Consider the following 16050-nt stretch of genomic DNA (forward strand, 5'->3'; position numbering starts at 1 on the left):
CCAGAGACTTCGAAGCGGGCTGGGGCAGGGATGACGGAGCACGACGCAAGGACGACGAACCGGGGCGCGGTCCTGCCCCTCACCGCGGCGCAGGCCGAGATCTGGTTCGACGAACAGTTCGCCGCCGGGCCGCTGGCCTACAACATGGCGGACTACATCGACCTGCGCGGGCCGCTCGACCCCGAGCTGCTCGGCCGGGCCCTGGGGCAGCTGGGCCACGAGGCCGAGGCCCTGCGGGTGCAGTTCGTCGAGGAGGACGGCGGGCCCGGCCAGATCATTCGCCCGCTCGCCCAACTCCCGTTGAAGCGAATGGACTTCACCGGCGACCCGGAGCCGCTGGCGGCGGCCGAACGGTGGATGCGGGCGGACCACGCCGACCCGATCAAGATCAACGACTTCCCGCTGTTCCGCGGCGCGCTGATCCGGCTCGGCCCCGAACACCACCTGCTCTACCTGTGCATGCACCACATCCTCGCGGACGGCTTCAGCCGCGGGCTGCTCTACCCGAAGCTCGCCCGGCTCTACTACCGACTGGGCGCCGGGGCCGGGGCGCCGGAGCCGGAGGCCGGGGCGCCGGAGGACGGGGCGATGCCGCCCTTCCACCAGCTGCTGGAGGCCGAACGCCGCTACCTCGACTCCAAGATGGTCGGCAAGGACCGCGACCACTGGACCGACCGCCTCACCTCCGAGCGGTACGGCCCGCGGCCAGAACTGGTCTCGCTCTCCGAGCAGGAGCCGGCCCCCGCCCGGGTCGCGCTGCGGGAGAGCGTCCGGCTCTCCCCGGAGACCACCACCGCGCTGCACGCCCTGGCCCAGGACGGCAAGGTCACCCTGCCGGTGCTGATGGTCGCCGCGATGGCCGCCTACACCCAGCGGGTCACCGGCGTCGCCGCGCCGCTGCTCACCCTGCCGGTCACCGGCCGGGTCGGCGCGGTCAGCCGGGCGATCCCCGGGATGCTCGCCAACTACCTGCCGCTGGCCGTCCGGATCCGGCCGGAGCTGACCCGCACCGAACTGCTGCGCGCGGCCTGGCGCGAGGTCGCCGGGGCGCTCCAGCACCAGCGCTACCGCGGTGACCGGATCCGCCGCGACATCGGGCTGCGGATCGACGACCAGCGCTCCTTCGGGCCGTTCATCAACGTGCTCGCCCAGGACCCGGAACTGGCCTTCGGCCCGGACTGCCGGGGCCTGGTGGTCAACCTCTCCACCGGCATCGTCAAGGATCTCATCCTGACCGTCCTCAACGGCGACGACGGCACGGTGGAACTGCACCTCGACGGCAATCCCGCGCTCTACACCGCCGCCGAACTCGCCACCCACCTGGCCCGGTTCGCGGCCTTCCTGGGCGCCCTCGCCACGATGCCCGGGGACCTCCCGGTCGGCCGGATCGGCCTGGGCGCGGACGGCGAGCCGCTCGGACTGCTCGGCGACTGGGACCGCACGGCCGCCCCCGACCAGGACCTGGTGGAGCGGGTGCGCGCGGTCGCGGCCGAGCGGCCCGACGCGCCGGCCGTGCGGGACGGACGTGAACGGGTCTCCTACCGCCGACTGCTGGCGCGTGCCGCCGGATCGGCCGCCCGGCTGACCGCGGCGGGCACCGGCCGGGGATCGGTTGTCGCGCTGCTCGCCGAGCCCGGCGTGCCGTTCGTCACCGGGGTGCTGGCCGTCCAGGCGGTCGGCGCCGCCTACCTCCCGCTGGACCCGGCCGCCCCCGCCGCCCGCAACGCCGCTCTGCTGGCCGACAGCGGCGCCTCCCACCTGCTGCTCGGCGCCGGCTGCACCGCGCCGGACGGCACCTCGGCCACCGTCCTGCCGCTGACCGAGCCCTCGGACGCCGACTGCACGGCCGAACTCCCCTCGCTGGGCTGTGGATCCGACCTCGCGTACGTGATGTTCACCTCCGGCTCGACCGGCCGCCCCAAGGGCGCGATGGTCCAGCGCTCCGGGATGATGAACCACCTCTGGGCCAAGGTCCACGACCTGGAGCTGGTCGCCGGCGAGGCGGTCGTCCAGAACGCTCCGCTGACCTTCGACGTCTCGGTCTGGCAGATGCTGGCGCCGCTGGTCGTCGGCGGCAGCGTCCGGGTCACCGGGACGGAGACCGCGGCCGACCCGCACGCCCTGTTCGCGCTGGTCCAGGACGAGGCCATCGCCGTCCTGGAGGTCGTCCCCTCGCTGCTGCGGGCCGCCCTGGACTCCTGGGACCTCGACGGCGACGCACCCGAACTCCCGGAACTGCAATGGCTGGTGGTCACCGGCGAGGCGCTGCCCGCCGACCTCTGCCGCCGCTGGCACGACCGCTACCCCGACGTCCCGATGATGAACGCCTACGGCCCGACCGAGTGCTCCGACGACGTCACCCACGCCGTCATCGCGGTCGACGACGAACTCGACGCCCGGGTGCCGATCGGCGGGGCCGTCCGCAACACCCGGCTGTACGTGCTCAGCGACGAGCTCCAGCCGGTACCCGTCGGCGTGCCCGGCGAGCTGTACGTCGGCGGCGCCGGCGTCGGCCGCGGCTACCTCCACGACCCGGCCCGCACCGCCGCGACCTTCATCGCCGACCCGTTCGCCGGCCGGGGCAGCCGGATGTACCGCACCGGCGACCGTGTCGTCCAACGCCCCGACGGACAGCTGGAGTTCATCGAGCGCCGGGACCACCAGGTCAAGATCCGCGGCCGCCGGGTGGAGACCGGCGAGATCGAGGCCGTGCTCCGCGGCCTGGACACCGTCACCGACGCCGCCGTCACCGTCCTGCCCGACGCCTCCGGCAACCCCCGGCTGGTCGGCTACCTCACCGGTCCGGGCGTCCGGCCCGACCAGGTGCGGGCCGAACTCGCCCAGCTGCTGCCCGCCTACATGATCCCGGCCTCCTGGCTGGTCCTGGACGCCCTGCCGCTCACCCCGAACGGCAAGCTCGACCGCAAGGCCCTGCCCCAACCCGACCCCACCCAGCAGGCCGAGCGCCGCGGCCCGCGCACCGAGCGCGAGCGGATCCTGTGCGAGGTCCTCGCCGAGGTGCTCGGCACCACCACCGTCGGCATCGACGAGGACTTCTTCGCCCTCGGCGGGGACAGCATCCGCTCCATCCAGGTGGTCAGCCGTGCCCGCAAGGCCGGACTGCTGTTCACCACCCGGGACATGTTCACCCACAAGACGGCTGCCGCCCTGGCCCGGATCGCGGGCGGCGGCACCGCCGACGAGCCCGCCGCGGAGGACCGCGAGGACGGCACCGGCCCGTACGACCTCACCCCGATCAGCGCCCAGTTGAGCCAGGACACCGGCAGCCTGGACGGCCCGGTGTCCTCGTACGGCCAGTACGTGGTGGTCAAGGTCCCCGTCGATCTGGACGTCGAGCGGCTGGACGCCGCCCTGCACGCCCTGGTCGACCACCACGACGCGCTGCGCACCCGGGCCACCGAGCCCTCCCCCGGACTCTGGCAGCTGGAGGTGCTGCCGACCGGAGCCCTGGCCGGCACCCGGCTGGCGACCACCGCGGAGCCCTCCGTACAGCCGGAGCAGTCCGACCAGGCCGGCCAGCCCGGCGGCCCCGATGTGCTCGCCTTCGCCGAGCGGCAGGCAACCGCCGCCCTCGCCCGGCTCTCGCCCGCCGACGCGGTGATGCTCCAGGCCGTCCTGATCCCCGCCGCGCCCGGCGCCGACAGCGCCCACCTGGTGCTCGGCGCCCACCACCTGGTCGTCGACGGCGTCTCCTGGCGGATCCTGCTGCCCGACCTGGCCGACGCCTGCGCCGCGCTCGCCGAAGGCCGCGCCCCGGCCCCGGACCCGGTGGGCACCTCCTACCGGGCCTGGTCCCGGCTGCTCGCCGAGCAGGCCCGCACCCAGGTCCGCGGCTCCGAACTCGCCCTCTGGCAGGGCATCCTGGACGGCCCGGACCCGCTGATCGGCAGCCGCCGGCTCGACCCGGCCACCGATGTGTACGGCACCCGGCGCACCCTGCGCCTGGAACTCGGCCCCGAGATCACCGGCCCGCTGCTCACCGATGTCCCGGCGGCCTTCCACGCCGAGGTCAACGACGTGCTGCTGACCGGCCTCGCGATCGCCGTCGCCGACTGGCGCCGACGCCACGGCCACTCCGACCGCACCGGCACCCTGATCGAGCTGGAGGGCCACGGCCGCGAGCAGCTCAGCGACCGACTGGACCTCTCCCGCACCGTCGGCTGGTTCACCGCCGCCTTCCCCGTCCGGCTCGACCCCGGCACGCCCGACTGGGACGAACTGTGGTCCGGCGGGCCGGCGTTGGCCACCGCCCTGAAGCGGATCAAGGAACAGCTGCGCGCCCTGCCCGACCGGGGCGTCGGCTACGGCCTGCTGCGCCACCTCAACCCGCACTCCGCCCGACTGCTGGCCGACCGGCCCGGGCCGCAGCTCGGCTTCAACTACATGGGCCGCTTCGACGCCCGGCGCAGCGGCCACTGGGAGCCGGCCGGCGGGGACGGCGTGGTCGGTACCGGCGCCCACCCCGACCTGCCGCTGCCGCACCTGCTGGACGTCACCCCGGCCACCGAGGACCGGCCGGACGGCCCGCACCTGGTCGCCAACTGGTCCTGGGCCGGCCGCACCGTCAGCGAGGAGACCGCCCGGGACATCGCCCGGACCTGGTTCCGCGCCCTGGAGCTGCTCGCCCGCCACCCCGGCCCCGGCGGCCACACCCCCTCCGACCTGCCGCTGGTCCGGCTCGACCAGTCCGAGATCGACGAGTACGAGGCCGAACTCCGCGCCGCCGGGAACGCGTTGACCGACGTCCTGCCGCTCACCCCGCTCCAGCAGGGCATGCTCTTCCACGCCGACCACGACGCCACGACCGAGCAGGACGTCGACGTCTACACCCTGCAGATCGTCGCCGACCTCGAGGGCGAACTCGACCCGGCCGCCCTGCGCGCCGCCGGCCAGGCCCTGCTCGACCGCCACCCCAACCTGCGCGCCGCCTTCCGTGCCCGGGCCGCCGGCGAACCCGTCCAGGTCATCCCCCGGCACGCCCGGCTGCCCTGGCTGGCCACCGACCTGACCGAACTCCCGGAGCCCGTCCGGGCCGCCGAGCTGGCCCGGCTCACCGAGGCCGAACGCACCCGCCGCTTCGACCTCGCCGACCCGCCGCTGCTGCGCTTCGCCCTGCTCACCCACGGCGAGAACCGGCACCGCTTCGTCTGGACCAGCCACCACATCCTGGTCGACGGATGGTCGATGCCGCTGCTGGTCCGCGAACTGTTCGCGCTCAGCGCTCCCGCCTCCCCGGCCACGCCCGGCCCGGACGGCGCGCCCGCCGCCCCGGCCCCCGCCGCGCTGCCCGACCCGGCCCCCTACCGCGACTACCTCTCCTGGCTCACCGCCCAGGACCGCGAGGCCGCCCGTACGGCCTGGCGCGGGGCACTGGCCGAGCTCGACGGCCCGACCCTGGTGGTCCCCGCCGACCCGTCCCGGGTCCCCGCACTGCCCGAGTCGGTCCGCACCGAGCTGCCGCCCGAGCACACCGCCGCGCTGGCCGCCTGGGCCCGCGGCCGGGGCCTGACCCTGAACACCGTGGTCCAGGGCTGCTGGGCGCTGCTGCTCGGCCGGCTCACCGGCCGCCAGGACGTGCTGTTCGGCGCCGTCACCTCCGGCCGCCCGGCCGAGGTGCCGGAGGTCGAGTCGATGATCGGCATGTTCCTCACCACCGTGCCGGTCCGGGCCCGGCTGGACCCCGGCACCACCCTCGCCGAGCTGCTGCACGCGCTCCAGGAGCAGCAGAGCGCGCTGCTGCCGCACGAGCACCTCGGACTCGCCGCCATCCACCAGGCCGCCGGGCTCACCGGCGAGGCCTTCGACACCGTGGTGCTGTTCGAGAACTTCCCGCTGGACGAACGTCACCTGGCCGCCGGCGACGGGGGCCCCCGGGTGGTCCGCGCCGAGGCCCTGGACGCCCGCCACCACCCGCTCAGCCTGGTGGTGCACCCCGGCGAGGCGCTCAGCCTGCGCCTGGACCACCACCCGGAGCTGTTCGACCGGGCCGGGGTCGAGCGGCTCGCGACCGTGCTGCTGCACCTGCTGCGCACCGTCGCCGAACGGCCGGACCTGCCGCTGGCCCGGATCGACGTCACCGCCCCGACCGACCTCACCGGCACCGCCACCCCCGGCGAGCTCGGCGGACTGCTCGGCGACTGGGACCCTTCGCTCCCCGAGGAGAGCCTCGGCGTGGTCGAGCGGGTCCGGGCGGTGGCCGGGCGCACCCCGGAGGCCGTCGCGGTCACGGACGACGGCGGCGCGCTGAGCTACCGGGAGCTGGTCGAGGCGGCCGGCGGCCTCTCCGCGGCCCTGACCGGGGCCGGGGCCGGCACCGGCTCGGTGGTCGCGATGCTCGCCGAACCCGGCGCGCCGTTCATCACCGGGGTGCTCGGCGTCCTCGGTGCCGGCGCCGCCTACCTCCCGCTGGACCCGGCCGCCCCGGCCGCCCGCAACGCCGCCCTGCTGGCCGACAGCGGCGCCTCCCACCTGCTGCTCGGCGCCGGCTGCACCGCGCCGGACGGCACCTCGGCGACCGCCCTCAGCCTGGAGGGGGCGCTCACCGCCCCGGCCCTGCCCGAGCCGGTCGGCACCGGGGCGGACCTCGCGTACGTGATGTTCACCTCCGGCTCGACCGGCCGGCCCAAGGGCGCGATGGTCCAGCGCTCCGGGATGATGAACCACCTCTGGGCCAAGGTCGGGGACCTCGACCTGGCCGCCGGCGAGGCGGTCGTCCAGAACGCTCCGCTGACCTTCGACGTCTCGGTCTGGCAGATGCTGGCGCCGCTGGTCGTCGGCGGCAGCGTCCGGGTCACCGGGACGGAGACCGCAGCCGACCCGAACGCGCTGTTCGCGCTGGTCCAGGACGAGGCCATCGCCGTCCTGGAGGTCGTCCCCTCGCTGCTGCGGGCCGCCCTGGACGCCTGGGACCTCGACGGCGACGCGCCCCGGCTGCCCTCGCTGCGCTGGCTGGTGGTCACCGGCGAGGCACTGCCCGCCGACCTCTGCCGCCGCTGGCACGACCGCTACCCCGACGTCCCGATGATGAACGCCTACGGCCCGACCGAGTGCTCCGACGACGTCACCCACGCCGTGCTGCGCGCGGGCGACCGGCCCGGCACCCGGGTGCCGATCGGCGGGGCCGTCCGCAACACCCGGCTGTACGTGCTCAGCGACGAGCTCCAGCCGGTACCCGTCGGCGTGCCCGGCGAGCTGTACGTCGGCGGCGCCGGCGTCGGCCGCGGCTACCTCCACGACCCGGCCCGCACCGCCGCCACCTTCATCGCCGACCCGTTCGCCGGCCGGGGCAGCCGGATGTACCGCACCGGCGACCGTGTCGTCCAACGCCCCGACGGACAGCTGGAGTTCATCGAGCGCCGGGACCACCAGGTCAAGATCCGCGGCCGCCGGGTGGAGACCGGCGAGATCGAGGCCGTGCTGCGCACCCTCGACCCGGTCACCGACGCCGCCGTCACCGTCCTGCCCGACGCCTCCGGCAACCCCCGGCTGGTCGGCTACCTCACCGGCCCGGGCGTCGACCCCGAGCGGATCCGCGACCGGCTGGCCGAACTGCTGCCCGACTACATGGTCCCGGCCTCCTGGCTGGTCCTGGACGCCCTGCCGCTCACCCCGAACGGCAAGCTCGACCGCAAGGCCCTGCCCCTGCCCGACGCGACCGCCGAGCAGACCGCCGGCCGGGGCCCGCGCACCGAACCGGAGCGGATCCTCTGCACCATCCTCGCCGAGGTGCTGGGAACGGCCACCGTCGGCATCGACGAGGACTTCTTCACCCTCGGCGGGGACAGCATCCGCTCCATCCAGGTGGTCAGCCGCGCCCGCAAGGCCGGCCTCGCCCTCACCACCCGGGACGTCTTCACCCACAAGACCGCCGCCGCCCTGGCCCGGATCGCGGAGGAGGCCGGAGCGGAGGCCGCCGAGCCGGTCCCGGCCGAGCCGGCGGGCAGCCTGATCGAGCTCTCGGACGACGAACTGGCCGATCTGGAAATCGAGTTGAACGAGGAGCTGTCGTGACGACCGGCCTGAGAACGAGCCCATCCGGCATCCCCGCCCCGGCCGCCCCCGACACCAAGGGGAAGATCAGCGAGGTCCTGCCCCTCTCCCCGCTCCAGCAGGGCCTGCTGTTCCTCTCCTCCTACGACCGGACCGCGCCCGACCTGTACACCCTCCAGCTGGTCGCCGAACTGGACGGCCCGGGCGCGGCCGACGGCGAGCGGCTCGCCGCCCGGCTGCGCGCCGCCTCCGCCGCCCTGCTGCACCGCCACCCCAACCTGCGGGCCTGCTTCCGCCACCGCAAGAACGGCGAACCGGTGCAGGTCGTGCTCAAGGACACCGAGCCGCAGTGGGAGCTGCGGGACCTCACCCACCTGCCCGAGGCCGAGCGGGAGGCCGAGGCCCGGCGACTGACCGAGGAGGACCGGCTGCGCCGGTTCGACCTGGCCCGGCCGCCGCTGATGCGGTTCACCCTGATCCGGCTCGGCGAGGGGCGCCACCGCTTCCTCTGGTCGGTGCACCACATCGTCCTGGACGGCTGGTCATTCCCGCTCGCCGTGCGGGAGCTGGGCCTGCTGGGCGACCCGGCCGGCGCCGCCGCGCTGCCCGCGCCCGCGCCGTACCGGTCCTTCCTGACCTGGCTCAACGGCCGCGACCACACCGCCGCCAGGGCCGCCTGGGCGGAGCTGCTGGGCGACCTGGACGGGCCGGTCCGGGTGCTGCCGCCGAGCGGACCATCGGCCGAACTCCCCGCCACCGTCGAGCGGTTGTTGAGCGAGCGGCACACCGCCGCGCTGTCCGGCTGGGCCCGCGGCCGGGGCCTGACCCTGAACACCGTGGTCCAGGGCTGCTGGGCGCTGCTGCTCGGCGGGCTCACCGGCCGCCAGGACGTGGTGTTCGGCTCGGTCACCTCCGGCCGCCCGGCCGAGGTGCCGGAGGTCGAGTCGATGATCGGACTGTTCGCCAACACCCTGCCGGTGCGCGCCGAACTGCGCCCGGACCGCCGGGCGAGCGAGCTGTTCGCGGCGCTGGCCGCGCAGCAGCTGGCGATGATGCCGCACGAGCACCTGCCGCTGGCCGAGGTGCAGGCCGCCTCCGGGGTGCGCGGCGAGCTGTTCGACACCGTGCTCGCCTTCCAGAGCTTCCCGATGGACGAGGCGGCGCTGTACCGGGAGTCCGGCGGCACCGTCAGCGCGGCCCGCATCCTCTCCGCCACCCACTACCCGCTGAGCCTCACGGTCTTCCCGGGCGACCGGCTGGACCTCCGACTCGGTCACCGGGCCTCGGTGTTCGGAGCGGACGAGGCCGAGCGGCTGCTCGACCGGCTGGTGGACGTCCTGGCGACGGTCGCCGAGGACCCGGACACCCTGCTCGCCCACCTCGGCGCGCCCGAAGGCGTCCCCGAAGGCGTCCCCGACGCGGCCGCCCCGCAGGGCACCCCCGCCGAGCGCACCCCGCCGGTCCGCCACACCACCGTCCCCGCACTGTTCGCCGAGCAGGCCGCCCGCACCCCGGAGGCCGTCGCGGTCACCGCGCCGGACGGCGAACTCAGCTACCGCGAACTGGACGAGCGCGCCAACCGGCTGGCCCACCTGCTGATCGCGCACGGCGCCGGCCCCGAGTCCTTCGTCGCCGTCGCGCTGCCGCGCGGCACCGACCTGGTCGTCGCCGTCCTCGCCGTGCTCAAGGCGGGCGCCGGCTACCTGCCGCTGGAGCCCGCCCACCCGGCCGAACGGACCGGCCACGCCCTGGCCGACGCCCGCCCCGCCCTGCTGCTCACCGCCACCGGCCTGCTGCCCGACACCCACGGCCTCCCCCGGATCGACCTCGACGCCCCGCAGACCGCCGCGGCCCTCGCCGTCGCCCCGACCGGCGCACCCGCCACCTCCGTCGGCCCCGACCACCCGGCGTACGTGATCTTCACATCCGGCTCCACCGGGCGCCCCAAGGGCGTGGTGGTCCCGCACCGCAACGTGGTCCGGCTGCTCGACGCCACCGAGCGGCGCTTCGGCTTCGGCCCGCGGGACGTCTGGACGCTGTTCCACTCGATCGCGTTCGACTTCACGGTCTGGGAGCTGTGGGGCGCCCTGCTGTACGGCGGCCGGCTGGTCGTGGTCCCGTACGACGTCTCGCGCTCCCCCGAGGCCTTCCTGGAGCTGCTCGCCGCCGAGCGGGTGACCATCCTCAACCAGACCCCGTCCGCCTTCTACCAGCTGATCCGCGCCGACGCCGAACGCCCGCGCGAACTCGCCCTGCGCACCGTGGTGTTCGGCGGCGAGGCACTGGACCACGGCAAGCTGGCCGACTGGTACGCCCGGCACCCCGAGGACGCGCCGCGGCTGGTCAACATGTACGGCATCACCGAGACCACCGTGCACGTCACCGCGCACGAGCTGACCGCCGCGCCCACCGGGAGCGGCAGCGCGATCGGCCGCGCCGTCCCCGACCTGCGGACGTACCTGCTGGACGGCGCCCTGCGACCGGTCCCGGCCGGGGTGCCCGGCGAGCTGTACGTGGCCGGGCCGGGCCTGGCCCGCGGCTACCTCGACCGGCCCGCACTGACCGCCGAGCGCTTCGTCGCCTGCCCGTTCGAAGGCGGCGGCGCCCGGATGTACCGTACCGGCGACCTCGGCCGGTGGCGGCCGGACGGCACTCTGGAGTACCTGGGCCGGATCGACGAGCAGGTCCAACTGCGCGGCTTCCGCATCGAGCTGGGCGAGATCGCGAGCGTCCTCGGCCGGCACCCGCTGGTCGCCGAGGCCACCGTCCTGGCCCGGGAGGACCGCCCGGGGGACCAGCGACTGGTCGCCTATGTCGTGCCGGCTGCCGCCGACCGAGCCGAACCGGCCGTCGGCCATGCCGAACTCTCCGCCGAGCTGCGGAAGTTCTCCACCGAACGACTGCCCGAGCACATGGTGCCCGCCGCCGTGGTCACCCTCCCCGCGCTGCCGCTGACCGGCAACGGCAAGCTCGACCGGCGTGCCCTGCCCGCCCCCGTCTACGCCACCTCCGCCCGGGCCCCGCAGGGCCCAGGGGAACGACTGCTCTGCGCGGTCTTCGCCGAGGTGCTCGGGCTGCCCGAGGTCGGTGCCGACGACGAGTTCTTCGCCCTCGGCGGCCACTCGCTGCTCGCCGCCCGGATCGTCAACCGGGTCCGGGCCGAACTCGGCGCCGAGCTCCAGGTCCGGGACCTCTTCGAGGCCCCCACCCCGGCCCGGCTCGCCCGGCGGCTGCCCGGCGCCGCCGGCCCGCGCCGCACCCCGCTCACCGCCGGCCCCCGCCCGGCCGTCCTCCCGCTCTCCCCCGCGCAGCAGCGGCTCTGGTTCGTCGAGCAACTGGGCGCCCCCGCCGGGCTGTACCACATCCCGCTGGCCGTCCGGCTCTCCGGCCGCCTCGACACCCCGGCCCTGGCCGCCGCCCTCCAGGACGTGGTGGCCCGGCACGAGGCGCTGCGCACCGTCTTCCCGCGCCGGAGCGCCGAACCCACCGCCGAACAGCGGGTGCTCACGCCCTCCGAGGCCACCGTCGCCCTTCCGGTCAGCCGCAGCACCGAGGCCGACCTGCCCGCCGCACTCGCCGACGAGGCCGCCGTGAGCTTCCGGCTGGACCGCGAACTGCCGCTGCGCGCCCGGCTCTTCGTCCTCGGCCCGGATCAGCACGTGCTCTCCCTGGTGCTGCACCACATCGCCGCCGACGGCTGGTCGCTCGCCCCGCTCACCCGGGACCTCACCGCCTGCTACCTGGCCCGCCGCGACGGCCGGCCCGCCGAACTGCCCCCGCTGCCCGTCCAGTACGCCGACCACACCCTCTGGCAGCAGGCACTGCTCGGCACCGAGGACGACCCGGAGAGCCGCACCTCCCGCCAACTCCACTACTGGACGGAGCGGCTGCGCGACCTCCCGGCGGAGCTGGCCCTGCCCTTCGACCACCCGCGCGGCCCCCGGACCGACCACTGCGGCGCGGCCCACCACGCCGTCGTCCCCCCGGAGCTGGCCGAACGGCTGCGCCGCACCGCCGCCGACTGGTCGCTCAGCCCCTTCATGCTGCTGCGCACCGCCCTCGCCGCGCTGCTCACCCGGCTCGGCGCGGGCACCGACATCCCGCTCGGCAGCCCGATCGCCGGCCGTACCGACGAGCAGCTCGACGACCTGGTCGGCATGTTCGTCAACACCCTGGTGCTGCGCACCGACACCTCCGGCGACCCGGCCTTCCGCGAACTCGCCGAGCGGGTGCGGGAGTCCGACCTGGCCGCGCACCAGCACCAGGAGCTGCCGTTCGAGAAACTGGTCGAGGTGCTCAACCCGGAGCGCTCCACGGCCCGGCACCCCCTGTTCCAGGTGATGATCGGCCACCACCGCCCCGGCCCGGCCCCCGCCCCGGATCCGGAACTCACCGTCAGCGCGGAACCCGTCCCGACCGGCACCGCCAAGTGGGACCTCTTCCTCCAGGTCACCGAGGAGCCGGACGGCCCGGGTTTCGGGCTCACCCTGGAGTACCGCACCGACCTCTTCGAGGCCGCCACCGCCCGGCGGATCACCGAGTGCTACCTGCGGCTGCTCGCCGCCGCCCTCGCCGCCCCCGCCACCCCGCTCTCCCGGCTGCCCCTGATCGCCCCCGAGGAGCGGGCCGAACTGCTCGCCCTCGGCACCGGCCGGCTCGGCGAGACCGGGCCTCCCGGCACCGTCACCGCCCTGGTCGACCGCCGGATCGCCGCCGCCCCACAGGCCGTCGCACTGGTCCACGCCGGACCGGACGGGCTCCGGCACACCAGCTACGCCGAACTGGACGCCCAGGCCAACCGCCTCGCCCGGCTGCTCACCGCCCACGGCGCCGGCCGCGGCGAGCTGATCGCCCTGCGCCTGGAGCGCGGCCCGGCCGTGGTGCGCACCCTGCTGGCGATCGCCCGCACCGGCGCGGCCTACCTGCCGATCGACCCCTCGTACCCCGCTGAGCGGGTCCACCACATGCTCGCGGACAGCGGCGCCCGACTGCTGCTCACCGAGCGCTCCCTGACCGGCCTCGACCTGCCCCCGCAGGTGCGACCGCTGGTCCTGGACGACCCGGCGACGGAGGCCGACCTGGCCGCCCGGCCGGCCACCGCCCCCGAGGTCACCGTCCACCCCGACGACCTGCTGTACGTCATCCACACCTCGGGCTCCACCGGCCGCCCCAAGGGCGTCGCGGTCACCCACCGCGCCGCCGTGCGCCTGGTGCTGGGCCTGCCGGAGCTCGCCCCCACCGCCGAGGACACCTTCCTGTACTTCGCGCCGGTGGCCTTCGACGCCTCCACCTTCGAGATCTGGGGCCCGCTCGCCCACGGCGCCCGGCTGGCCGTCCAGCCGCCCGGCCCCGCCGACCCCGGGGCACTGGAGGACTTCCTGGCCCGGGCGGGGGTGACGGTCGCCTTCCTCACCACCCAACTGGTCAACACCCTGGCCGACACCCGCCCGCGCGCCCTGGCCCCGCTGCGCGCCCTGCTCACCGGCGGCGAGGCCCACTCCCGGGACCATCTGGACCGGCTGCGCGCCGCCCTGCCCGGCACCACCGTCCTCCACGTCTACGGCCCCACCGAGGCCACCACCTTCGCCACCGGCCAGGACCTCGGCCGCTCCGACGGCACCGTCCCGATCGGCCTGCCGATCGGCGACACCGGCGCGTACGTCCTGGACGAGGCGCTCGAACCGGTGCCGCGCGGCGTGGTCGGCGAGCTGTACCTGTCCGGCCCGGGCCTGGCCCGCGGCTACCTCAACCGGCCGGGAGCCACCGCCGAACGCTTCACCGCCGACCCGTACGGCCCTCCCGGCACCCGGATGTACCGCACCGGGGACCTGGTCCGCTGGGACCGGCACGGCCGGATCGAGTACGTCGGCCGGGCCGACCAGCAGGTCAAGATCCGCGGCCACCGGGTCGAACTCGGCGAGGTGGAACGCCTGCTGGCCGCCCACCCGGCCGTCGCCCGGGCCGCCGTGCTGGCCCCCGCCGACGCCGCCGGCCAGCGCCGGCTGGTCGCCTACCTGGTGCCCGCCGCGGGCCGCCCGGCGCCCGGGCCGGCCGAACTGCGGCGCCACCTGGCCCGATCGCTGCCCGGCCACCTCGTCCCGGAGGCCTACGCCGCGCTGCCCGAGCTGCCGCTGAACGCCAACGGCAAGCTGGACGTCCGCGCCCTGCCCGCGCCGGTCGCCGCCCCCGCCTCGTCCCGCCCGCCCCGGACGGTCGCCGAACGCCTGCTCTGCGCGGCCGTCCAGGAGGTGCTGGAGCTGCCGGCCGCCGGACCGGACGACTCCTTCTTCGCCCTCGGCGGGGACAGCCTCAAGGCCATCCGACTGGTCAACGCGACCACCCGGGCCGGCCTGCCGCTCACCCTCGGCGCGGTCTTCGAGCACCGCACCCTGGAGGCCCTGGCCGCCACCGCCGAACCCGCCTCCGGCTCCGCGACCGGCCTGGACCCGCTCGCCCCCGTCCTGCCGATCCGTCCCACCGGCGACCGTCCCCCGCTGTTCTGCGTGCACGGCGGCCTCGGCTTCGCCCTGCCCTTCGCCGCCCTCGCCGAGCACCTCGACCCCGCCCGCCCGGTGTACGGCCTCCAGGCCGACGGGCTGTCCGGCGACGGCCCGCTGCCCACCGACCTCGGCGGGGTCGCCGAGGAGTACGTGGCCCGGATCCGGGCGATCCAGCCGCACGGCCCCTACCACCTGCTCGGCTGGTCCTACGGCGGGGTGGTCGCCCACGAGATGGCCGTCCGGCTGCGCGCCGCCGACGAACCGGTGGCCCTGCTGGCCAACCTGGACGCCTACCCCGACGACGCCCGGGGCGTCCGCCCCAGCGACGCCGAGTTCCTCGCCGACTTCCTGGCCGAAGCCGGCGCCGAGCCCGTCGACACCGGTGACTCCGCCCCGCTCACCCCCCGAAGCGTGGCCGCCCACCTCGCCCGCACCCCCGGCCCGCTGGCCGGCCTCCGGCCCGACCTGCTGGAACGCCTGCTGGCCGTCATGCGCAACAACCTCGAACTCTTCCAGCGGTTCACCCCGAACCGCCTCGACGACTGCCCGATGACCCTCTTCGTGGCCACCGGCGGCCCCCGCCGACCCACCCCGGAGGAGCGCGCCCTCAAGCTCAAGAGCTGGGCGCCGTACGTCGGTTCGGCCGTCCACGCGCACGACGTGGACGCCGGCCACCAGCAGCTGCTGCGCCCCGGACCGGCCGCCGCGATCGGCGCCGTCCTCGAAGCGGCCCTCTCCGCCACCGACCACCAGTGACCCGCCGACCACCGACCCACCGAACCACCGACAGGAGCGCACCAGCATGGCGAACCCCTTCGACCGCGAAGACGGCACCTTCCTCGTCCTCGTCAACGAGGAGGGCCAGCACTCCCTCTGGCCGTCCTTCGCCGCCATCCCCTCCGGCTGGTCGGTGACGCTGGACGCCACCGACCGGGCCACCGCCGTCGCCCACATCGAGGCCAACTGGACCGATCTGCGCCCGCTCAGCCTGCAACGGCAGGGCTGAACCCGTAGGCCGCCGCCGGGGAATTCGCTTTCCCCGGCGGCCGGCCCCGCCGACGCCGCCCGCCGCACCCGTGGAGCCCCCGTCCACGCGGTGCGGCGGGCGGTCGCGTTCCGTCCCCGGCCACCCTCCCCACCTGGGCTTTCAGCGGCGGCCAACCTCCGTCAGCGAAGAGTCAGTTGGACGTCATCGACCCGTCATCGGCGCTGATTAGTTTTCTGGCCGGAAGCTCATTCCGGGTGTCTGGAAAACGGAGGAAACGAGAATGACGACGGTTGCGCCGGAGCGCCTCACCCGTATCCGGGAAATCATCGCCGAGAACATCGACGTTCACACCGAGTTCTCCGACTCCGCCCTGTTCGTCGACGAGTTGGGCGCGGACTCGCTCAAGCTGATCGACGTGCTGAGCGCGCTGGAGATGGAGTACTCCATCGTCATCGACATGAACGAGCTGCCGAAGATGGTGAACGTGGAGACCACCTACCAGGTGACGGCGGCCGCGGCCGGCTGGTAGCCCACCCGCACCTCCCTCCCGTC

General features: G+C 75.4%; 4 protein-coding genes. All 4 read left to right on the forward strand.

The features are described 5' to 3' along the window. The first annotated feature begins 30 nt into the window (after positions 1-30). The 4 genes from ACZ7BZ_RS20305 to ACZ7BZ_RS20320 all read left to right on the forward strand — a co-directional run bounded on the left by ACZ7BZ_RS20305 (position 31) and on the right by ACZ7BZ_RS20320 (position 16027). A complete protein-coding gene (locus tag ACZ7BZ_RS20305; RefSeq protein WP_470359464.1) occupies positions 31-8031 on the forward strand; it encodes an amino acid adenylation domain-containing protein in 8001 nt (2666 codons plus the stop codon). Continuing rightward, on the forward strand, positions 8028-15266 hold the full coding sequence (locus ACZ7BZ_RS20310) for an amino acid adenylation domain-containing protein (protein ID WP_470359465.1): 7239 nt from the start codon (positions 8028-8030) through the stop codon (positions 15264-15266). Before ACZ7BZ_RS20305 ends, ACZ7BZ_RS20310 begins: the two co-directional genes overlap by 4 nt. A 46-nt stretch (positions 15267-15312) precedes the next feature. Next, complete coding sequence (locus ACZ7BZ_RS20315) at positions 15313-15516, forward strand: MbtH family protein (protein WP_380462201.1); 204 nt, start codon at positions 15313-15315, stop codon at positions 15514-15516. A gap of 262 nt (positions 15517-15778) precedes the next feature. After that, positions 15779-16027, forward strand: a complete 249-nt coding sequence (locus tag ACZ7BZ_RS20320) for an acyl carrier protein (protein ID WP_380461887.1) — start codon at positions 15779-15781, stop codon at positions 16025-16027. Positions 16028-16050 lie beyond the last annotated feature (23 nt).

This window comes from Kitasatospora sp. NPDC036934 (assembly GCF_055608425.1).

Excerpts from the sequence above, each read along its gene's own strand:
- ACZ7BZ_RS20305 (WP_470359464.1), top strand. The coding sequence starts at position 31 with ATGACGGAGCACGACGCAAGGACGACGAACCGGGGCGCGGTCCTGCCC.
- ACZ7BZ_RS20320 (WP_380461887.1), top strand. The coding sequence starts at position 15,779 with ATGACGACGGTTGCGCCGGAGCGCCTCACCCGTATCCGGGAAATCATC.
- ACZ7BZ_RS20315 (WP_380462201.1), top strand. The coding sequence starts at position 15,313 with ATGGCGAACCCCTTCGACCGCGAAGACGGCACCTTCCTCGTCCTCGTC.